The following is a 20,680-nucleotide window of genomic DNA, read 5'->3' on the forward strand; positions in this document are numbered from 1 at the left end:
AGTCGACGTATAACATCGACTTATTTGGGTTAATATATTAAAGGTCACATTGTATATTTATTCACTTGTATTTGTCAAAGGAGGAATATTGTTTTCATATCCAGCATATCCCTTATTTTGATTGATTTTTCCCCTAGTATTTGAGTTGATTGCATCCGCAGGCACTGGCCACAATACATGATAAGGACTTAAAGTATAGGTGTCACCATGGATGGTAGAGACTCCTTTATTATAATAATCTGTTTTTTCCATCATTCTATCAAAGTAGAAGTTATCCTCTGAAAAACTCTGCTCATTATAAGTTTTACCATTATAAGCAGCTTTACCAGTTTGAGCGAATATGAAGGATATTCTAGTCAATTCAGTTTTACGTGGTTCTTCGTAGAATAATTCCCTTGCGCGTTCGTCTAGAATGGTTCCAATATTTATATGGGCCGCAGGGTAGGGGGAGCATAAGGCACGTGTCCTAACGGCATTAATATCGGCGGCAGCATTGCTTAAGTCACCTTTCCAGTAATAGGCCTCGGCTCTTAATAAGTAGGATTCTGCTAATCTAAATATATACCAGTCACTATTTCCACCTGCAGGTTGAATAGACTCGGGATCGGGGATAAATACTTTATAATGTGGCCAGTCGAACCAACTTCTAATGGTGTCATTTAGTAAGACGACTCCTGCAGAATTTGTCAATTGTAAGTTTTGGCCATAAAATGAATCCGAATCCTTAATAGATGGATTATTATATACCAAGTCTTCCATAGTCATCCAATTTCCTGGGGCATGCCTTAAGTCTTTTTCATCATCCCAAATCATGTGCTGGTGATACCAGGTCCCTCTCAATCTCCCAATTCCCCTTCCGAATTTGGATACTTGATCGATATCAAGCTGGGCTTTGTCGGAGGTGCCTTTATTTCCATTTGGAGTGTTTATATTAGAGCCCCAAAAAGGTACCGCCTGTCTCATGGAACTCATTCCACCAGAGTTTCCATCTACATTCAGCCTATCCATTACCATAAATATTGCTTCTTTATTTGAAGAGATCGATTTATTCTCTGGTCGGTGCAGGTCCCAAACCACATCCTTATCTGGATAAGAGTCTTTTGCTCCAAATCTTTCTGTCATTAAATGATATGGTCCCTGGTCTATTAGCCTATTGGCAACTGCAATAGCATCATCGAATTCAGCAAGGGCTAAATTTACTTTAATTAATAGATGTTGAATTGCACCCTTGGGAACTTGACCACGATCCATATATTCTGGAACATATTGCTCTGCAAACTCTAGATCTTCCTTTATCTTCTTTAAAATGACTTTTCTGTCTGTTGAATAGAAGTCCAGTTTTGGAGTATTAATTTCCTCCTCAATAAAAGGAACATCTCCAAATTGGTGAGTAAGACGATAATATCTCATTGCTCGATGAAAATAAGCCGTACCTAAAATGTGATTTTTCTCCGCTTCTGATTCATAATCGCTGGGTTGGTCTATTCGAGAAACTACCACATTAGCATATTTTATTCCCTTAAAACCCTCATACCAATACCACCCGATTCTATTTGTATTGGTACTATTTAGGTTAGCATCCGGAGTGATAAGTTTGTTCATATCTTGAGCTGGGCCTGACTTATCCGTGGTGCCTTCTATAGCTACTTCTGAGAATATATGTTCCGTTAATATAGGAGAACCGTCCCCAGTAAGTTCATGACGAAGGTTCCTTTCACAGGCCACCATTGCTCCCCATAGTCCACTAGCCTCATTAAAGGTGTTTTCTGGTGCATAGAATGACAAAGGTTTTGGCTCTAACCATTCTTCATTACAGCTAGCTAAAATAAGAAAGCCAGTACCCAAAATCATAAGTGATTTTGTAAATGGATAATATATATTAAGTTTCATAAGTTTTTCGATTTGATGTAAAACTGTTTTATAATGTTAAATCAACTCCTAGTGTCATATACCTAGGAGTTACCCCATTATTTTCCGGGTCAAACCAATTCCATTCTGGCGCATAATACCCTATATTCCTGACGTTGAAGTAAAAGCGCATATTTTCAATTTTTGCCTTTTGTGAAAGAGTTTTAGGTAGGGTATAGGCTAATGAAATATTTTCAAAGCGTATAAATGATTTTTTTCGATAAACATCAAAAGGTACTCCTGCGTCATCTGAGGCTAATCGTGCCCATTCATTATTAGGGTTTTCTTCTGTCCAATAGGGGGTGGTATAAGAATTTCGTCTATCCAAAAAGCTAGTCCTATTTTTGAGTTGGTTGAAGGCTCCCTCGTGACCCCAATAGGAATAAAACATGAATGATAGATCAAAATTTTTGTATTTAAATTCATTTCTAATACTCCATCTATACCGAGGTTCAGAGTATCCTAAGAATGTCTTATCATCTAATTCTGTGAATTTTCCATCTCCATTCAGATCATTAATTCTATAATCCCCTGGTTGGAGTTTATATTCTGATGCCTCACTCTCTTGTCCGGTTTGCCAAATTCCATTGGTTTGATAATTCCAATTTCTATCAATGGATTCACCAATAAACCATTTATTCTCGTAATCATTTAGCTCAATCCCATTTTCATCTGTATCTCCATACAAGCTGATGATCTCATTACGATTCAGTTGAAAATTACTATGAGTCCTCCAGGTAAAGTTCATACGACTAATATTGGTACTAGATAAAGATATTTCAAAACCCTTATTATCCACCTGTCCCAAATTATCAAAGACCGAGTCGAAACCTACAATATCTGGAAGGCTTCGCTTAACCAATAAGTCAGTGGTATACATTTTATAGAACTCCATGGTCCCATCTATAACACCATCAAATAGGGAAAAATCTAGTCCAAAATTTATTGAATTAGTCCTTTCCCACCTTAAAGCAGGATTACTCATACTGTTTACATATAGTTGATTGACTAGATATAGCTCTCCACTTTCTTTTTGATAAAAGTATTTGCCAGTGTTTAAGTCAGATAGGGCTACATATCTCCCTATGTCCCTATTTCCATTACTTCCATAGGACATTCGGAGTTTTCCATAATCTAACCATTTTACGTTCACAAAATTTTCCTCTGTGAAAGTCCAGGCTACAGCGGCAGAGGAGAATGTTGCTCTAGGATTACTCTGACCAAAAGCCGAATATCCATCTCTTCTTACCGAAAGGGTCGTAGCGTACCGATCATTGTAGGTGTAAAGTAATCTACCCATTAAGGCGTCCCCAGTTGAATATTCATCATCGCTTGAAATTGTGGGTAAAATGCCTGAGTCAATTTTGTGAAAACCTAAGCGATCATGCGGCTGGAATCCTTCATTTTTCATTGTATTATCCCAACTCTGAAATTTTTCGGCATTTATAAGGAATGTGGCATTGAAATCATGAACTTCCTTAAAGGTCATCTTCCATGTCAAAATATTATCTATTTGCCAATAATGTGTTTTCTTTTGCCTTCTGGAAGCTAACCCCCCTTCACGCCCCCAGTCCTCATGCTCAGCACTTTGGTGATTGTATCGCTCATAATAAGTATACCTCGGAGTAAAATTGGTTCTGAAACTTAGTCCTAAAGGAAGGCTTAATGTCGCGTATAATGTTGAGTTGAGCGTAAATTCCTTATCTAGTCGGTCAGTATATTGCCTGTCATACTGAGGGTGGCGCCCTCCACTTTGCTCTTCATTTGGTCGATACTTTAAAGTGCCATCTTCATTATATTCACTTCCCCACGGAGAAAGATCAGTATAATTTCCTGATCCTACCGGCACGGAGCTTTCATCTTGGATAGCAAATTGCGTATTCATACCTACCGTAAGGAAGTTGTTTATCTTTCCTTCAAGATTTAACCTACTTCTGATAGTTTGAAATTCATCCCCTATTACCACACCTTCGTTATTCATATACCCCAAAGACCAATAATAAGTAATGTCATCCCCTTGGCCGGACATACTAACAGTATAATCTTGCCTCAGTCCTTTTTGATAAATTTTATCGTACCAGTCAACCGATTGGTTGGACTTATAATTAGCAATTTCAATTGGTTGCAAACCTATTCTCTGTAACCAGACTGTTTCGGGATCCCCTGTGGATCCATCATATGCCATCCACTCATCTATGGATACGTTTGAAGGAAGAGAATTTGGGTTGGAAAATTCATATGGGTCAAATCCACCTGCATTTGAGCTTTCAAAAACATCTGTCCTCCAATCTATAAAAGCTTGTGGGCCATACACCTTCTCCGTAGAGGCTACGGAGGCAAAACCAACATTTGAATTAATCTTAATCCTCGGTTTACCCTTTATGCCCTTCTTTGTATTAATAATAATGACCCCATTAGCGGCTTTTGCTCCATACACAGCAGCAGAACTAGCGTCTTTCAGCACATCCATGGTTTGAATATCATTCGGATTAATGTCGGAAAGCTCCCCATAATAAATTGCTCCATCTAAAACCAGAAGAGGACTTGTACCTGCATTTAATGACGTTCGGCCTCTGATTTGCAAAGTTCCTCCACCTTTTGCAGTGGTACTTAAGCCAACATTTAAACCAGCAACATTTCCACGGAGAAGGTCTTGTACAGAATTGGGATTTTCATTTTCAAGCTTATCTGCGACTACTGAAGAAACAGCACCTGTGAGGTCTCTTTTCTTGGCCGTTCCATAACCAATGACTACGACCTCCTCTAAATCTGAAATATTTGACTCGAGCGTGACGTCTAAGGTGCTTTGATTCACGATTGATACCTCTATCGATTCATAACCAATAAAAGAAAATACTAATACTGAATTGGCAGGAATGCTTATTGAATAGCGTCCTTCAATATCTGCAGAGGTACCAATCGTTGTACCTTTTACTAATACCGTTGCTCCGGGAATAGGCTCTCTTTCTTCATCTGTGATTATACCTGAAAGGGTTTGGTTCTGGGCCATTGCCGAAATTGTCGACATGGATAGCATTAGTAGTACTAATACTAATTGGTAAAATATTTTCATGGGTTTTTTTGGGTTAGGTAATAAATTAAAATTTGTTGAATCGAAAGTGAATAAATTTCAATTCATTATATATTTTATATTAGTTTAAAATATTGAATAATGCAAGATCATCAATATAAAACCTTGTAATATATTTAAACTAAAAAATTAAAATTATATATAATGTATTTTATAGTTAATTAACTATGTTGTTAGTATTATTATAAAGTTATTGAATAGTTGTTTTTAATTAGATTAATGCAAATAATTAATGACTTTATTATAAATAATTGGATTTCGAAAGTTTAGAGCTATTTTTTTAAACTAAATCCAATTTTCAGGGGAATCGAGGCTAAGAAGTAAGGATAAGCAAGAAAAAAAACACAAGAAAATAAAGATAGCACTGTAGGATGCTACGATATTGATGCTTATAGGGAATTGCAGATAACTAGGATTCTATACTTTCTCACCGAATCTTTATGGGATATTTATTTCTAACCATATATTTTTGACTATAGGAACATTTCTTATGAAATTAAGTCCTCTGAGCTGAGCCCTGGAAGCTCTAGAATTTGCTCTGAATGATTTAAGCCATAGATAGAGTATTAGGGCCTTTATTAATTTGACCAAAAGTATCAATTGTTAAGTCAAATTATTTAGCAATACTTCCTTTGTCGTCTTTGCTCTAGGTGGGTGCCTATCTTGACTCTATATAGCTATTCTGACCTAAATTTGGGAATAGGATGGTGCAGGTGAATATGGAATTTGTGTAGGGCTTGGGGGGAGCACCAGGATGGAGGCCACACAGTGTGGCTTTGATTTCATATAATACTATATGGAGGGAATCGGCAAGCTTGCTCTATTCCGAAGGTATTAGGTGAGAGTTTCAACTTAAAAAGGAATGGATGTGAGGTTGCATCGGCGGGGTGTCTGGTAAAATTCGACTAATACTATCATTATTATATTAATTTAAGTTATATTATATCCCTTCTGAAATTCCCTATAATCATTTATTCTTTAAAAATAGCTTAAGGACTTGTTTGAGATTTTATTGCATTTAATTATTTGTTTTGGTGGATAAGTCTCATCCCAAACGATACTTATAAATGAAGATCTTTCAATTAAATTCTGTATTCTTTGTTTTCTTTATTTTAATTTTTGGCTCCTGTGGTAAATCCAGGAAGTTTAGTTAGAATAATAAATTTATCTTGATGTCGAAAAGGTACTGTCTCGAAGTTTGTCCAATTTGGACTCAGTTGTAGGGAGGGATTCTTTTCTGTTGGAGATTAAGGTCCCTGGGTATAATGAAAATGTGGTATTGATGTCTGATATAATTGACAAGATATAGTATGTGAACCTTGGAGATATCCCAAATGACCTCATGTCATATTGGATTTCTGATATCAAAATATATGAGGGTAAAATTTTTTTAAAGGATGGAAATAAAAATGAATTCTATGTATTTATTAGGTCAGGAGAATAAGAATCAATTAGTTATTCATGACGATCGGCTATCTAAGGTCCTCTATATATACTTTGGAAGGGGAGTTTATGAAAGAGCAAAGGATCGGCTATGGTCTAATGAATTTTGCATACCTCAAGTACAGTATGAATGCTGTTGATTTAAATAAAACATATAATCACCATCTTAAAGAAATTAAAAACAATCAATTGGCAATTGTTGATACTACTGGGAAGGTGGTAGCAAAGGGAAGGGCTATAACGCTTCTAAAGAGCATAGTATGGTTTTTACGCGAAAGGTTTTCAGTAGAAAAGGAGAAAAAGTATTTTATCTCCGACCCTTTACTAATATCGTCTGTACTGTTAACCAAGATAAACTATTTCCTTATTGTCACATCGATTTTGGAAATTGAATATTGCCACATGATACGGAATTTAATGAGTTAGCTGATTTTGAAAAGTAATATGGAGACTATTCCTATGTGGTAGCCTTGGGACATTTTTTAGATGATTTCACTTACTTTAATCATTATTATATAGGACGTAAAACAGCACACCTTTTCAGATCAATTGCTTCGGGGAAACTGATTCATGGAATAGTTCAAAAAGATATTTATGCTTTAGGTTCCTTCCGGGTACCTACAAGCATTCCTGAAAATAATGTTTTGGTTAACTATATTTTTTTCCAGCAGAAATATGCAAGTAGAAAGATGATTCTTGAAAGTAATACCTTAAATAAAGTGCTAGGAGATTTGGTGTCCAGTACAGAAAGCAGCAATAATCCCGTCCTGATTTTTTACAAGTTATAGACGGACTATTGAATGCTAATAATAGACTGGGAGACTGTTAGCTAAACTCAGTCTTTCCGGAAGCAAGGATACATGGAAATAAAAACTACCACCGACCCAGACCTACACGCTTCATTTCAAAAAGAAATGGGTTTCTTACTTTTTTGAAAGCATTTCCCTTATATCGTTAGCCTCAAGGGATCTTAGTGTTACAGCCGCCATTAGCTTACCGGATGGGGCTATCCAGAAATTGATATCCAGAGGCATGAATCCATTTCTTTGGTCTGTGAGTGATCTTGAGTAGGGTTCTCCTCTCTTGAATAGTGTAGTACCGCTGTGGGGCTATGTAAATTAGCCAATGTAGGTAGGAGAGAGAGGGCATGCCCCAAAAAAAGCCTTGCGGGAGATCCAGCAAGGCTTTATTAGTACGCACGGAAGGATTCGAACCCTCAACCCTCGGAGCCGAAATCCGATATTCTATCCAGTTGAACTACGCGCGCATTAAAAACCGATTTGAAGGCTTACCCTCAAATCGGTCACAAATATAAAGTATTTTTATACGTTTTTAAGTACTTCTTGAACTTTTTCTGCTGCTTCTTTCAAAGTAATTGCAGAAGCCACTTTCAATCCTGACTCGTCAATGATCTTTGCGCCTTCCTCAGCATTGGTTCCTTGCAGACGTACGATGATAGGAACATGGATATCACCTATTGACTTATAGGCTTCTACCACGCCGCTAGCGATACGATCACATCTTACGATACCACCAAATACGTTGATCAGGATGGCTTTTACATTAGGATCCTTAAGGATAATTCTGAATCCAGCTTCCACGGTCGTTGCATTGGCTCCGCCACCTACGTCGAGGAAGTTGGCAGGCTCGCCACCAGAAAGCTTAATCATATCCATAGTCGCCATCGCAAGGCCTGCACCATTCACCATGCAACCTACGTTTCCGTCAAGCTTCACATAGTTTAGGTCAGATTTGCCAGCTTCTACTTCCAATGGATCCTCCTCAGCAAAATCTCTCAATTCAGCAAGGTTTCTATGTCTGTATAGCGCATTGTCATCCAGATTTACCTTTGCATCTACTGCCAGGATCTTATCATCCGAAGTTTTCAATACCGGGTTAATCTCAAATTGGGAAGAATCGGTAGCATCATAAGCTCTGTAAAGCGCTGCGATGAATTTTACCATTTCCTTAAGTGCGTTTCCAGATAGTCCCAGTGCAAAGGCAACCTTGCGGGCCTGGAAAGGCTGAAGACCTACTTTAGGGTCTATCCACTCCTTGATGATTTTCTCAGGAGTCTTCTCGGCTACTTCCTCGATGTCCATTCCACCTTCGGTAGAGGCCATGATGACATTGCAACCTCTGGCTCTATCCAATAAAATGGATAGGTAATATTCCTTTGGCTCGGAATCTCCAGGATAGTAAACATCCTCAGCGATTAAAATCTTATTTACCTTTCTGCCTTCAGGACCTGTCTGGTGAGTCACCAATGTTCCTCCTAGGATGTTTTTGGCTTTTTCAGATACTTCGTCCAACTTCTTGGCCAAAACCACACCATTGGAGCCGGTTTCCTGAACTTTACCTTTTCCACGTCCACCAGCATGGATCTGTGCTTTTAGCACATACCATGAGGTACCTGTTTCTGCGTTGAGTTGCTTGGCTGCTTCCAGTGCGGCTTCAGGGGTATCGGCTACTATGCCTTCCTGAATCTTGACACCGTATCCTTTCAGAACTTCTTTTGCTTGATATTCGTGTATATTCATCCTAGCGAAAATTTTTGCTCGAAGTTAATCAGCACAGGCCGATATTTCAAGGTTTATCAAGGTCTTTTTTATAAAATGATTCTTTGCCTTCCTTTAATGGACTCTTCTTTCCCCCTCACTCTTATAGCCATTTGCTAAAGGTAAAATTCTGATTTATAATTGGTTCTTTATCTGTTCTATCATTAGTAGAGTCGCTATCCAAGCCGCATTAAATCCCTGGATAAAGTTTTTGAAGCCATTAAATCCCCTTAAGATTATCGGTATTAAATCCATTTTATGGCATTCTGGCATCAGGTAAAGTCCAAAATAGTTTTAACTTTGAAGCTTCTAGAACGATATATAAGGTATGCTACACGCTAAGGGGATTCAGAAGTATTACGGTGACTTACATGTGCTAAAAGGAGTGGATATTCACATCGATGCAGGTGAGGTGATATCTATCGTAGGTGCTTCTGGAGCCGGAAAAAGTACACTTTTGCATATCTTGGGTACCCTCGACCTGCCTGATCAGGGGGAGGTAATGGTGGATCAAAAAAACCTGGTAAAACTCAAAGGAGATCAGCTCGCCGCCTACCGTAATAAGGAAATTGGCTTTATATTCCAGTTCCACAATCTCCTTCCCGAATTTACCGCCCTGGAAAATATCATGATCCCCGGAATGATCGCCAAAAGAGACTCTGGCGAACTGGAAAAGAGAGCCTTGGAACTTGCGGCCTTATTGGGGATAGAAGGGCGAATGCAACACAAACCCTCCGAACTAAGCGGGGGAGAGCAGCAGCGGGTGGCCGTGGCGAGAGCCTTGATCAATGATCCCAAGATCATCTTCGCCGATGAGCCTAGTGGCAATCTCGACTCTCAAAGTGCCGAGGCTTTGCATGAATTGTTTTTTACACTGCGCAAAAAATTCGGCCAATCCTTCGTAATTGTTACTCACAACAAAGAACTGGCCCAAATGGCCGATCGAATGCTTACCATGCAGGATGGACTCATCGTCCAGCAGGATACCGTCATTTAGCCTTTGGTCAGCGCCTGCACTTCCTTCATCATAGCTTCCACATGTGCAGGCCCATCAAATAACCCTTCATGGACTGCTACGATTTCATGTTTTGCATTGAGCAAATAAGTGATTCGCTTGGGCACCCTGACGATGGGCATCAGTGCCTTATACGCCTTGCAAACTGCTCCACTTTCGTCAGCTAACAGTTCGAAAGGAAGCTTATGCATTTCCTTAAACTCCTGATGACTCGCTATACTGTCTCTGCTGATGCCCACCAGTGGGATGTCTAATTTGCTGAAAAGGTGAAAATTATCCCTGAAACTGCATACTTCCTGCGTACAGCCCTTGGTCTGGTCCTTGGGATAAAAGAATAGTAAACAAAACTTGCCCTTGAAGTCTTCAGATAGCTGGAAACTGGAGCCACTGGTGGAAGGTAGAGTAAAGTCTGGAGCCTCTTGATTGATTTTCAATGCCATAGATATTGCTGTCTTGATTTTGTGTACTTTTATTGAAACAAAAATAATGCGATCTTGTTTCTCCACACAAGCATTCTTTTTTGGAGCTAAAGAAATGGATGTGGTTAGCCAGTGTGAATATAGCTATTATGATATGGAAATATAGAGTAGCAGCCAGGGCTGTCGAAAGGAGAAACCATAATTTTAGCTTTCTTTTACTGATTTTAAGGAGATACTCGTGTTTTAACGCCTAAAGTAGGAGGGAGATTTACATGGCTTTTTGCCAAGGGTTTAGAGAAATATTTTTTATTCGGCCAGAAAAATTGCTTTAAAATTTCTGGTAGATTAAGAGATTTTATGCTTATTAGAGATAAAATTGGGCAAGATGTTTCCATAATCGGATCTACCTCCTGACCATTTTTTAAGAGATAGCGATCTCCTTTAGTAGATATCGAGGAGGAAGGGAGAAGCTAGTGACCAAAAAAGACTATAATGACGACAACGATAATCATAACATTATGTACGCTCCTTTTGATAGCGTATTTATTCGACTATAGTTTTAAGAAAACTAAAATTCCCTCAGTAATTTTATTGCTGCTTTTGGGCTATTTGGTACGAAGAGGAACCATGCTCTTTGAATTGAATTTACCTGATTTGTCCACCATTTTGCCGATCTTAGGGACCACAGGACTGATCCTGATCGTACTTGAGGGCTCCTTGGAATTGGAGCTAAACAAGTCCAAGTTTACCCTTATCCGCAAGTCATTCTTTGGTGCATTAGGCCCCTTACTGGCCTTGTCTTTTTTATTGGCTTATATTTTTGAGCAATATGGAGGATATACCTTTAGAGATAGCCTAATCAATGCAATCCCGCTGTGCGTGATTAGTAGCGCCATCGCCATCCCAAGTGTGAGGAATCTCTCCACTTCAAATAAGGAATTTGTGATTTATGAGAGTTCGCTTTCAGACATTCTCGGTGTAGTATTCTTCAATTTTATGCTTCGCAATGAGACCGTGGGACTGAATTCCTTCGGCATGTTTGGTCTCCAACTGCTTATTATATGTATCATCTCCTTCGTGGCGACGATAGGCTTATCCTTTCTGCTGAGCAAATTGGAGCATCATATCAAATTTGTGCCTATCATTCTCCTGACCATTTTGATCTATGCCATATCGTATGTCTATCATCTTCCGGCACTGATCTTTATCCTAATATTTGGCTTATCCATTGGCAACTTAAATGAACTTCATAATCTCAAATTCTTTGATGTATTCCGCACGGATATATTAAATAAAGAAGTGCAGAAGTTTAAAGAGTTGACCATTGAGGCGACATTTTTGATTCGCTCATTATTCTTCTTATTGTTCGGTTACTTGTTGGAAACTTCGGAGATTCTGAACACTTCCACGCTGATATGGGCGGTGGGCATTGTGGTGCTGACCTTCTCCCTAAGGGCGCTGCAGCTATATCTAAGTAAGCTGCCGATGAAGCCGCTGTTATTTGTGGCTCCTCGAGGATTGATCACCGTATTATTATTTCTGTATATCAGCCCGGAGAATATGATTGGTTTGGTAAATAAGTCACTGATCATTCAGGTGATCGTCCTTTCGGTACTTGTGATGATGTTTGGAGTGATGCTGGGCAAGTCAGAGAAGGAGTTGCAGGAAGAAAAGCAAGCCGCGTCTGATGAGGAGTCTGAAGGAACTGCCGCTACGGAAAACCCCGTGGAGCAGACAAATCTAGAGGAATCTTCCGACCAAGAACAAGACCCTCTGCCGGGTATTCAGCCTGGAATCTCGGGATAGTTATTGATTTATAAGTTCAGGGAACCATTTTCCTCCGCTGGTGTTTTGAAAATTATATAATCACTAAAGACCAACCATTTTGAATCAGGACAGCGTGAGGCATATGCTTCTGGCAGGGATATTTTTTGCAATCATGCAGGTCATGGTGAAGTATGTGCCACATTTGCCAGCAGCGGAAATCGTTTTTTTTAGATCACTCTTCAGTCTCGTCGTCAGTTATATCATCCTGAAGCGCCAGGGGGTGCCCATATTTGGTAATAACAAAAAATTATTAATACTAAGAGGGATTTCCGGCTCCTTGGGTCTGATTACCTTCTTTTATACCCTACAGAATATTCCTTTGGCCAGTGCGGTGACCTTGCAATACCTGTCACCCATATTTACTACTATTTTAGGGATATTTATTGTTAAGGAAAAAGTTAAACCTATCCGATTTTTGTATTTTGCCATAGCCTTTGGCGGCGTATTGGTGATCGAGGGTTTTGACGCAAGGATTTCTCTTCAATATACGATGATCGGGGTGGCCTCAGGCTTCTTTGCAGGCTTGGCGTATAATATTATCCGCAAGCTTAAGGGCAGCGAACATCCCTTGGTGATTGTGTTTTACTTTCCACTGGTGACCCTGCCGATTGTTTCGGTATGGAGTTATTTTCATTGGGTGACGCCAGTAGGATGGGATTGGTTGATTCTGCTGGGTATTGGGATTTTTACCCAGGCCGCCCAATATTTCATGACTATGGCTTATCAGCATGCCAATTTGGCCAAGATTACTAGCTTAAATTATATCGGAATTCTATATGCGCTTGTATTTGGTTTTATCTTTTTCGGCGAAACCTTTAACTTGCTAACCTATTTGGGAATGGCACTGGTACTATGCGGTGTTATTTTAAACATTAGATCTAAATAAATGAAAATTACCAGAGATTTATATCAAGGATCATTGGCTTTACTCACTGATTTTTATCAATTAACCATGGCTTATGCTTACTGGAAGTCGGGCAAATCAGAGCAAGAAGCTGTATTTAACTTATTCTTTCGTAAAAACCCCTTCCAAAGTGGCTTTACCATCGCAGCAGGATTAGATTATGTCATCGATTACTGTCGTAATTTTAAGTTTGACGAAAATGACCTCGCCTATCTGAGCGAAATGCGGAAGGAGGATGGGGAGCCGACTTTTGATCCAGCATTTATCCAATACCTGAAAGAACTCGATTTCTGCTGTGATATAGACGCCGTGGAAGAGGGCTCAGTGATATTCCCAAATACCCCAATGATCCGGGTAAAAGGACCTTTATTACAATGTCAGCTGCTGGAGACCCCCATGCTGAATATTATGAATTTCCAAACCTTGGTGGCTACCAAGGCTGCGAGAATCACCCTGGAAGCCAAAGGCGACCCTGTATTGGAGTTTGGACTGCGACGTGCTCAGGGCATAGACGGCGCTTTGGCGGCGAGCCGTGCCAGCTATATTGGCGGCTGCTCTTCCACTAGTAATGTGATGGCAGGAAAGCTATTTGGGATCCCCGTCTCCGGCACCCATGCACATAGCTGGATTATGGCATTTGAAAGTGAAATGGCTGCCTTTGAGGCCTATGCAGATGCTTTTCCTGACAATTGTATCTTCCTTGTGGATACTTATGATACCATCAAAGGGGTCCAAAATGCCATCCGAATGGGTGAACTGCTTAAGGAGAAAGGTAAAAAACTATTGGGCATACGTATCGATTCAGGTGATTTGGCTTACTATAGCAATGTGGCCAGAGAAATGCTCGATGAAGCTGGCTTTCCCGATGCCAAAGTAGTGGCTAGCAATGACCTCGATGAGCATATTCTGTCTTCATTGAAATTACAGGAAGCCGCTATTGACATCTGGGGAATAGGAACGAAGCTGGTGACGGCTTATGACCAGCCCGCCTTGGGAGCTGTCTATAAAATGGCCGCTCTTAAAGATCACGATGGCAAATGGGTGCCCAAAGTGAAAGTGTCTCAGCAATCCATCAAAATCAATATCCCCGGATACCATAATGTCAAGCGATTCTATAAAAATGGGAAAGCAGTATCTGACATGATTTATCTGGAAAATACCGACCTGTCTGCGCAGGAACTCACCATTATTGACCCTTATGACCCTACCAAACGCAAGAAAATAAGTCCGGATCAGCTAGAAAGTAAGGATATGCTTGTCCCTATATTCGTCAAGGGCGAAAAAGTATATACAAGGCCATTGCTTGCGGATATCCGTCAAAAAACCCTTAGCAATTTGGAGAAATTCGATAAAGCACATAAACGATTAATCAATCCACATATCTATCCGGTGGGATTGGAGGAGTCATTATACCACCTGAGGACAAATTTGGTTTTGCAAGCCAAAAATTTCAATTGATCCATTCTGCTTTACCTTAAAAACCTGTGCTAGTTTATCTCTGATGCTATGCTAAAGTATCCGTGTTTGGTATAGATTCTGAGGAAGGAATGGAGTAGATATTAAACCTGAATTATAATGAGAGCATTGATAATTGTAGATGTACAAAATGATTTTCTTCCAGGTGGGGCATTAGCAGTTCCTGAGGGAGATAAGGTGATCCCTGTCATCAATGAATTGCAGGAAAAGTTTGACTTCATAGTGGCCACGCAGGATTGGCATCCCGCAGATCATAGCAGTTTTGCCTCTCAGCACCCAGGCAAAAGCCCGGGGGATATCGTAGTGGTGGAGGGTGAGGACCAGATCCTGTGGCCTGACCACTGTGTGCAAGGTAGTTTTGGTGCAGAATTTCATCAGGACCTTAAGCAAAGCAACTGGAGGAAGGTCTTCCAAAAAGGACAAAATAAACTTGTGGATTCATATAGTGGTTTTCATGATAATGCTAGGAAAGCCGATACAGGTTTAGCCGACTACCTATTGGCGCAGGAAGTTTCGGAGGTCTATATTGTGGGCTTGGCCACTGATTATTGCGTAAAGTTCACTGTTTTGGATGCCCTTAAGGAGGGCTTTGATACCTATGTGATCGAAGATGCCTCTAAGGCGGTCAATATAAATCCCAATGATTTTACGCTTGCCTTAAAGGATATGAGCAAATCAGGTGCTGAAATTATCCGAAGTCGGGATATCTCTCCAGAATAAGGAACATACCTACTGACTTTTTGGAGCTTGATCTCATCATTAAAGTTATACCCTGCCTTATTTCTTAAGGTCAATTTCAATTTAGAATCTAGGCCATAAGAATAGTTATATTCAGCAATTGCCCTCTGGATTATAAAACATGGACCGGGAATGGCTAAAAGTCCTCGCTAAATTAGCCAATTCTATTTTCTGGTTTAATGGACCACTTAATTGGTTTTAAGGTCAATATCGCCTAATTTAGGTAAGCAATCGAAAGGTAAGGAATAGGCTGATAATTGCTGATTTTCTAGGTGATCCTTCGACTGATAGTGCTTCAATTATTCCTTTTTCATCATTTTAATATCTTAAATAATATGTCCACTCCATTACCTATCGTTACCATTGATGCATTTACAGATACTCCTTTTTGCGGGAATCCAGCGGCTATTTGCCTGTTGCCAGGCCCCTTAGCTGAGGAAGGAATGCAGTTGATCGCAGCAGAAATGAACCTGAGCGAGACTGCTTTTTTGGAGCAAAAAGGGCCTAATGTCTTTGGTTTGAGATGGTTTACTCCTGAGAAGGAGGTGGATCTTTGTGGACACGCCACGCTGGCCAGTGCCTATATGCTCTATATGGAAGAGGTGGTAGAGGAGGATCAGGAGATTATCTTTCAGACCAAAAGTGGGGACCTCAAGGTGAAGATGGAAGGAGAGGAGATCGCCATGGACTTTCCCTTGCTAGAGACCAAAACTGGTGTTCACCCCTTCTTTAAGAATGATTTTTTTGGTCAGAGGATTATAGGTTCGGCCTCCCTTAAAGGCAATTGGATTCTCGAATTGGAGAGCTTTCACAGCCTGGAGTATGTCGAGCCTGAGTTTGGTGTATTAGCCATGCATTCTGAGCAGGGAATCATTATCACTGCAAAAGGAGATGAACATTACGATATCTATTCCCGCTACTTTGCACCTAATTTAGGGATCAATGAGGATCCGGTTACAGGATTTGCACATTGTGCCTTGGTGGATTATTGGCATAAAAAGGAAGGGAATACCTCTTTTCATGCCTATCAAGCGAGTAAGCGAGAAGGGGAGATGAAGCTGGAACTGAAAGGGGACAGGGTGAAAATACTAGGCCGCGCCGTCAAGATCTTTGAAGGCTTCTTAGAAGTCTAAATTCTAATCTTTTTCTATAGGGAAGGACTTCAGGCTTTTTTAATTATTATGATTGGATCACTTACTATACGAAAGTAAAAATAAGAAGGAGTCATATACCCCTATATATAATTTACTGATAGACAGAAGGTAGATGAAGTGCAGCGTTTTGAGGATAAACATATCAGTTTTTTTTATTATTATTTACTTAAAAATAGTTAATTTTGTGCTGACAGATTTCTAATTACTTGAAATAATCAAATTAACTATACTTTTAAATACAAATTTAACGAAATGAAAAAATTTCTATTAGCAGTAACCGTTTTGTTGATTTCCTATGGTGTTCAAGCTCAGGAAATAGGTGTTCGTTTTGGTGAAGGCCATAATAATGTAGCCATTGACGGGATTTTCTCCGTAGGCCAGTTCAGCAGAGTTCACGCAGATGTTAGCTTTGGTGATGGCGTTGGCATTGATGCACTTTATGACTTCATCTATCGCCCAATTACCGAGGCGGATGGTCTGAACTGGTATGTTGGTGTAGGCCCATCCCTGATCATTAATGATCCTTTTTACTTCGGTGTGTCTGGCGAAATAGGTTTAGAATACCATTTTGATTTCCCAATGGCCGTTGGTTTGGATTGGAGACCTGTGGTGTGGATCGTAGAAGATACTGATTTTAGAGCGGATGTATTCGGCCTGAATATCAGATATGTATTTGGGAAATAATTTCTATTTACCATAAATAAGAAGCCCAGACCTCTGCAAGGTCTGGGCTTTTTTTATGACTTACATTTCTAAACTTTAAGGTCCCAATACGAGCCCCTAAAGTCTCAGCAGCTTAAAGATTCGGCTGAGGAGTCGTTCTTAAATAAGGTTTGATTTCCTTATGCCCTTTAGGGAATTTTGCAGGAATATCTTCATTCTTGATAGCTGGGGCTATTACCACATCCTCGCCATGTTGCCAGTTTGCAGGAGTTGCCACAGAGTAGTTAGCGGTTAGCTGCAAGGAGTCAATTACGCGAAGAAGCTCATTAAAATTTCTTCCGGTGCTTGCAGGATAAGTGATGATCAGCTTCACTTTCTTATCTGGGCCAATGATGAAAACCGATCTTACCGTAAGCTTATTATCAGCATTGGGGTGGATCATATCATATAGCTCTGATACATGATGATCCTCATCGGCTATGATCGGGTAGTTTACCTCAGTTTGCTGAGTTTCATTGATGTCCTTCACCCAGCCATGGTGGCTGTCGATACCGTCCACACTCAAGGCAATCATCTTTACATTTCTTTTATCAAATTCACCCTTCAGCTTGGCTGCAGTGCCCAGCTCAGTGGTGCAGACTGGTGTATAATCAGCAGGGTGAGAGAATAAAATCCCCCAACTTTCCCCAAGGTATTCATAAAGATTGATCTCACCGGCAGTGCTATTCGCTGTAAAATCAGGTGCGGAATCTCCTAATCGTAATGACATAACTGAATTAATTTTTATGGTTAAATATAAAATCTATAGGTTTTGTAGGAAAACGATATTTTTCCCGATAAAGTTGCTCAATAATCGGATTTATTAAGATAAGAATAAATTATTGGTCCAGGAGGATTTTTGGTTCCTAAAAGGGGATTCCATCTATAAAAAATTGGCCTGAAACCATTATCAGAATTCGACCAGCAGTCTTGAAGATAGAATGCTTATTTGGGGAATATACCATTACTATTATCAAAACATTTTTTTTTGATCTAAACAATTATGATATATTGACTGTGAATTATCTATTTAGGGTTACCACGGTCTATAAAATGTGTATTTATGGTTTTATTTACCAAAAAAATTAAATAAGTGCCAAAGATACTAAGCCCTATTTCCCTTGTCCATAATTTCGCCATAGGGTAGGGAGCCTAATCTCAAAAAAATAGTAAGTATTAGGAGAAAGAGTCCCTAATAGGATTTTGCTGAGCAAATGATAGAGGTCTGGAATAAGGGGCTCCTTCATAAGCTAAGTGAGGGGGAAGGGATCTGGGGAAAGCTAAGGAGGTATATGGGAGGCAGAATGGAATACCATCGGGACTTGGGAATTATTGTAGAATAAAGATATTGAGTGTGAAATATAAAGAGATTATAGGTACGATTGATCATAGGTCGGAGGCGAATCCGGCAGAGCGGTGGAAGTACTATCAGGAATGGAATAGATGTGTTTTTTTACATTGGAAGGTGGATGCTGATTATTTAAAGGGCTTTTTGCCTGATACGCTAGAACTGGATCTTATCGATGGCCAAGCCTGGATTTCTTTGGTGGCCTTTACCATGAATAATATTAGTTTCAGGAATATACCGCCTTTCTCCATGGTCTCAGACTTCCTAGAGGTCAATGTACGCACCTATGTAAAAAGAAATGGGGAGGCAGGGGTTTATTTCTTAAGTATGGAAGCAGGAAAAAGAGTGGCATGTTATGTTGCCAAGGCCTTTTCGGGGCTTCCCTATCGGTTTTCCTTAATGAAAAGAGGAGCTGGATTTTTCCGATCAGAAAATTTGCGAATGGGAGATTCCTTAGAATTGAAGTTCTCCACCGGAAGGGGACTAGGCGAAAAGACTGCCGTGGAGCGTTGGTTACTGGAGCGGTACCATCTTTTCCAGGATACTAAAAACGGTATTCAGCATTTCCCCATTCACCATATTGAATGGCCTCTGCGGAGTATTTCCCTGCAAAGGGTAAAGGTGAATTATCCCACTTTCAGAAAACTTACCGATGGAGATCCCGTATTGGCACATTATTCCCCCGGGGTGAAGGTGCTGGCATGGCCCCCTAGACTTGCCAAACAATAAAGTGAAAGGACCAATTCCTCGATGCCCCTTTCCTGGTAAAGTATTAGGCGTTTTCTTCTATCGCCTGAAGTATGAGGGTACAAGCTGCTGATATTTCTTCTTCAGTAATGGTCAAAGGAGGGGCTATCCGCATGCTATCCTCACAGAACAAAAACCAATCAGTAATCACACCGAGTTCAATGGCCCGGTCAATGATTGGCTTGAGCACCTCAAAAGATTCGAATTCCACGGCCATCATGAGTCCTTTATTTCGGATCCCCTTGATTTTTGGATGCTGCAATAAGCCTTTTATTTGTTCTGCTTTAGCTTCTACCGCTTCCACGAGATTTTCTTCTTTGAGCACTTTTATGGTGGCCAGTGCGGCAGCGCTGCTCACAGGATGGCCTCCAAAAGTGGAAATATGACCCAGAAGTGGGTTATTTTTGAAAACGGCCATGATTTCCTGGGGCGCTACAAAGGCACCTATAGGCATACCACCACCCATACCCTTGGCGCATACAATGATATCAGGGGCTATTCCATAATGCTCAAAAGCCCAGAATTTGCCCGTACGACCAAATCCCGCCTGGATTTCATCCAAAATCAATAAGGTGCCTGTTTCATCGCATCGCTTCCTCAATGCTGAGAAATATTCCTGCGTGGCAACTCGTATCCCTGCTTCTCCCTGTACCGTCTCCATTATGACTGCAGCAGTATCTTTGGTGATGCTGTCCAGGAAGTCAAGCTCCCCAAAGGGTATATTGGTGATCCCGGGAAGTAAGGGTCGGTAAGCCCTTTTGAAAATTTCATTTCCACCGACCGATAGAGAACCATGGCTTGAACCATGATAGGCGTTGACACAGCTGATGATTTCTCTTCTGCCAGTATATCTTTTAGCGAGTTTTAAAGCGCCTTCCACCGCTTCGCTTCCACTATTGACCAGGTACACATTGTCCAGTTGCTCTGGCAGGGTATCGGAGAGGGCCTTGGCCAATTGGGCTTGGGGACTCTGCACATATTCTCCATATACCATCAGGTGCAGGTATTTGTCTAGTTGCTCCTGAATAGCTCCGATGACTTTGGGATGCCTATGTCCCACATTACTTACCCCAATTCCTGATATCAAATCGATGTATTTACGGCCTTCAGGCCCGTACATATAGATTCCTTCCGCTTTTTCTATTTCTATCAATAAGGGGAAATCGGTAGTTTGAGCAAGGTGGGATAAGAATAGTTGTCTGTTATTCATAGCTTTATCGCGATTTTTGGTTGAATATCTAAGCTCATTGGTAGATTAAGGACGTTAGGCACTGCAAAACTACAAGGAATTGCTGGAAATAGTAAGCATTCGCTGAGGAATCCGGCGAGGCTATCATTCAGCCCTGAGTC

General features: G+C 40.3%; 14 protein-coding genes and 1 tRNA gene. 8 read left to right on the forward strand and 7 right to left on the reverse strand.

All coding sequences use genetic code 11. The features are described from left to right. Positions 1 to 57: 57 nt before the first annotated feature. From B050_RS0115235 to sucC, 4 genes are all read right to left on the reverse strand, one after another. Positions 58 to 1,890 carry a RagB/SusD family nutrient uptake outer membrane protein gene (locus B050_RS0115235; RefSeq protein ID WP_044202636.1) on the reverse strand — a complete coding sequence of 611 codons (1,833 nt, stop codon included), beginning with the start codon at positions 1,888 to 1,890 and terminating at the stop codon, positions 58 to 60. Between the two features lie 28 nt (positions 1,891 to 1,918). Beyond that, on the reverse strand, positions 1,919 to 4,981 hold the full coding sequence (locus B050_RS0115240) for a SusC/RagA family TonB-linked outer membrane protein (protein ID WP_157492826.1): 3,063 nt from the start codon (positions 4,979 to 4,981) through the stop codon (positions 1,919 to 1,921). Positions 4,982 to 7,635: 2,654 nt separating this feature from the next. Continuing rightward, a tRNA-Arg gene (locus tag B050_RS0115260) sits at positions 7,636 to 7,709 on the reverse strand. 55 nt (positions 7,710 to 7,764) lie between these two features. Beyond that, complete coding sequence (sucC, locus tag B050_RS0115265) at positions 7,765 to 8,982, reverse strand: ADP-forming succinate--CoA ligase subunit beta (RefSeq protein ID WP_018474811.1); 1,218 nt, start codon at positions 8,980 to 8,982, stop codon at positions 7,765 to 7,767. Between the two features lie 346 nt (positions 8,983 to 9,328). Here sucC and B050_RS0115275 point away from each other — a divergent pair, with 346 nt between their 5' ends. Next, positions 9,329 to 9,997, forward strand: a complete 669-nt coding sequence (locus B050_RS0115275; protein ID WP_018474813.1) for an ABC transporter ATP-binding protein — start codon at positions 9,329 to 9,331, stop codon at positions 9,995 to 9,997. Here B050_RS0115275 and B050_RS0115280 read toward each other — a convergent pair. Continuing rightward, positions 9,994 to 10,455 carry a peroxiredoxin gene (locus B050_RS0115280; protein ID WP_018474814.1) on the reverse strand — a complete coding sequence of 154 codons (462 nt, stop codon included), beginning with the start codon at positions 10,453 to 10,455 and terminating at the stop codon, positions 9,994 to 9,996. The genes B050_RS0115275 and B050_RS0115280 overlap by 4 nt on opposite strands. Positions 10,456 to 10,926: 471 nt before the next feature. Here B050_RS0115280 and B050_RS22535 point away from each other — a divergent pair, with 471 nt between their 5' ends. The 6 genes from B050_RS22535 (at position 10,927) to B050_RS0115310 (ending at position 17,217) form a co-directional block, all read left to right on the forward strand. After that, entirely contained in the window at positions 10,927 to 12,240 is a 1,314-nt protein-coding gene (locus tag B050_RS22535; RefSeq protein ID WP_044202639.1) for a cation:proton antiporter, read from the forward strand. 103 nt (positions 12,241 to 12,343) lie between these two features. Beyond that, on the forward strand, positions 12,344 to 13,147 hold the full coding sequence (locus B050_RS0115290; RefSeq protein ID WP_018474816.1) for a DMT family transporter: 804 nt from the start codon (positions 12,344 to 12,346) through the stop codon (positions 13,145 to 13,147). Then, on the forward strand, positions 13,148 to 14,623 hold the full coding sequence (locus tag B050_RS0115295; protein WP_018474817.1) for a nicotinate phosphoribosyltransferase: 1,476 nt from the start codon (positions 13,148 to 13,150) through the stop codon (positions 14,621 to 14,623). A gap of 117 nt (positions 14,624 to 14,740) precedes the next feature. Continuing rightward, positions 14,741 to 15,361 (forward strand): bifunctional nicotinamidase/pyrazinamidase, encoded by a 621-nt coding sequence (gene pncA / locus B050_RS0115300; protein ID WP_018474818.1) that lies wholly within the window; start codon positions 14,741 to 14,743, stop codon positions 15,359 to 15,361. A 353-nt stretch (positions 15,362 to 15,714) separates the two neighbouring features. Then, complete coding sequence (locus tag B050_RS0115305) at positions 15,715 to 16,512, forward strand: PhzF family phenazine biosynthesis protein (RefSeq protein WP_044202717.1); 798 nt, start codon at positions 15,715 to 15,717, stop codon at positions 16,510 to 16,512. A gap of 273 nt (positions 16,513 to 16,785) precedes the next feature. Beyond that, on the forward strand, positions 16,786 to 17,217 hold the full coding sequence (locus tag B050_RS0115310; protein WP_018474820.1) for a hypothetical protein: 432 nt from the start codon (positions 16,786 to 16,788) through the stop codon (positions 17,215 to 17,217). Positions 17,218 to 17,329: 112 nt separating this feature from the next. Here B050_RS0115310 and B050_RS0115315 read toward each other — a convergent pair whose 3' ends face one another. Then, positions 17,330 to 17,965: a peroxiredoxin gene (locus tag B050_RS0115315; protein ID WP_018474821.1), complete on the reverse strand. Its 636-nt coding sequence runs from the start codon at positions 17,963 to 17,965 to the stop codon at positions 17,330 to 17,332. A gap of 624 nt (positions 17,966 to 18,589) precedes the next feature. Between B050_RS0115315 and B050_RS0115325 the strand changes: the two genes are divergently transcribed. Then, on the forward strand, positions 18,590 to 19,312 hold the full coding sequence (locus B050_RS0115325; RefSeq protein ID WP_157492827.1) for a YqjF family protein: 723 nt from the start codon (positions 18,590 to 18,592) through the stop codon (positions 19,310 to 19,312). 43 nt (positions 19,313 to 19,355) lie between these two features. Here the strand turns inward: B050_RS0115325 and B050_RS0115330 are convergent, their stop codons facing one another. After that, positions 19,356 to 20,540 (reverse strand): aspartate aminotransferase family protein, encoded by a 1,185-nt coding sequence (locus tag B050_RS0115330; protein WP_018474824.1) that lies wholly within the window; start codon positions 20,538 to 20,540, stop codon positions 19,356 to 19,358. Between the last annotated feature and the right edge of the window lie 140 nt (positions 20,541 to 20,680).

The organism is Echinicola pacifica DSM 19836 (assembly GCF_000373245.1).
Classification (GTDB): Bacteria; Bacteroidota; Bacteroidia; order Cytophagales; family Cyclobacteriaceae; genus Echinicola; species Echinicola pacifica.

Excerpts from the sequence above, each read along its gene's own strand:
- B050_RS0115290 (WP_018474816.1), top strand. The coding sequence starts at position 12,344 with ATGCTTCTGGCAGGGATATTTTTTGCAATCATGCAGGTCATGGTGAAG.
- B050_RS0115240 (WP_157492826.1), bottom strand. The coding sequence starts at position 4,981 with ATGAAAATATTTTACCAATTAGTATTAGTACTACTAATGCTATCCATG.
- B050_RS0115280 (WP_018474814.1), bottom strand. The coding sequence starts at position 10,455 with ATGGCATTGAAAATCAATCAAGAGGCTCCAGACTTTACTCTACCTTCC.
- B050_RS22535 (WP_044202639.1), top strand. The coding sequence starts at position 10,927 with ATGACGACAACGATAATCATAACATTATGTACGCTCCTTTTGATAGCG.
- B050_RS0115275 (WP_018474813.1), top strand. The coding sequence starts at position 9,329 with ATGCTACACGCTAAGGGGATTCAGAAGTATTACGGTGACTTACATGTG.
- B050_RS0115295 (WP_018474817.1), top strand. The coding sequence starts at position 13,148 with ATGAAAATTACCAGAGATTTATATCAAGGATCATTGGCTTTACTCACT.
- B050_RS0115310 (WP_018474820.1), top strand. The coding sequence starts at position 16,786 with ATGAAAAAATTTCTATTAGCAGTAACCGTTTTGTTGATTTCCTATGGT.
- pncA (WP_018474818.1), top strand. The coding sequence starts at position 14,741 with ATGAGAGCATTGATAATTGTAGATGTACAAAATGATTTTCTTCCAGGT.
- B050_RS0115315 (WP_018474821.1), bottom strand. The coding sequence starts at position 17,965 with ATGTCATTACGATTAGGAGATTCCGCACCTGATTTTACAGCGAATAGC.
- B050_RS0115305 (WP_044202717.1), top strand. The coding sequence starts at position 15,715 with ATGTCCACTCCATTACCTATCGTTACCATTGATGCATTTACAGATACT.
- B050_RS0115330 (WP_018474824.1), bottom strand. The coding sequence starts at position 20,540 with ATGAATAACAGACAACTATTCTTATCCCACCTTGCTCAAACTACCGAT.
- B050_RS0115235 (WP_044202636.1), bottom strand. The coding sequence starts at position 1,890 with ATGAAACTTAATATATATTATCCATTTACAAAATCACTTATGATTTTG.
- sucC (WP_018474811.1), bottom strand. The coding sequence starts at position 8,982 with ATGAATATACACGAATATCAAGCAAAAGAAGTTCTGAAAGGATACGGT.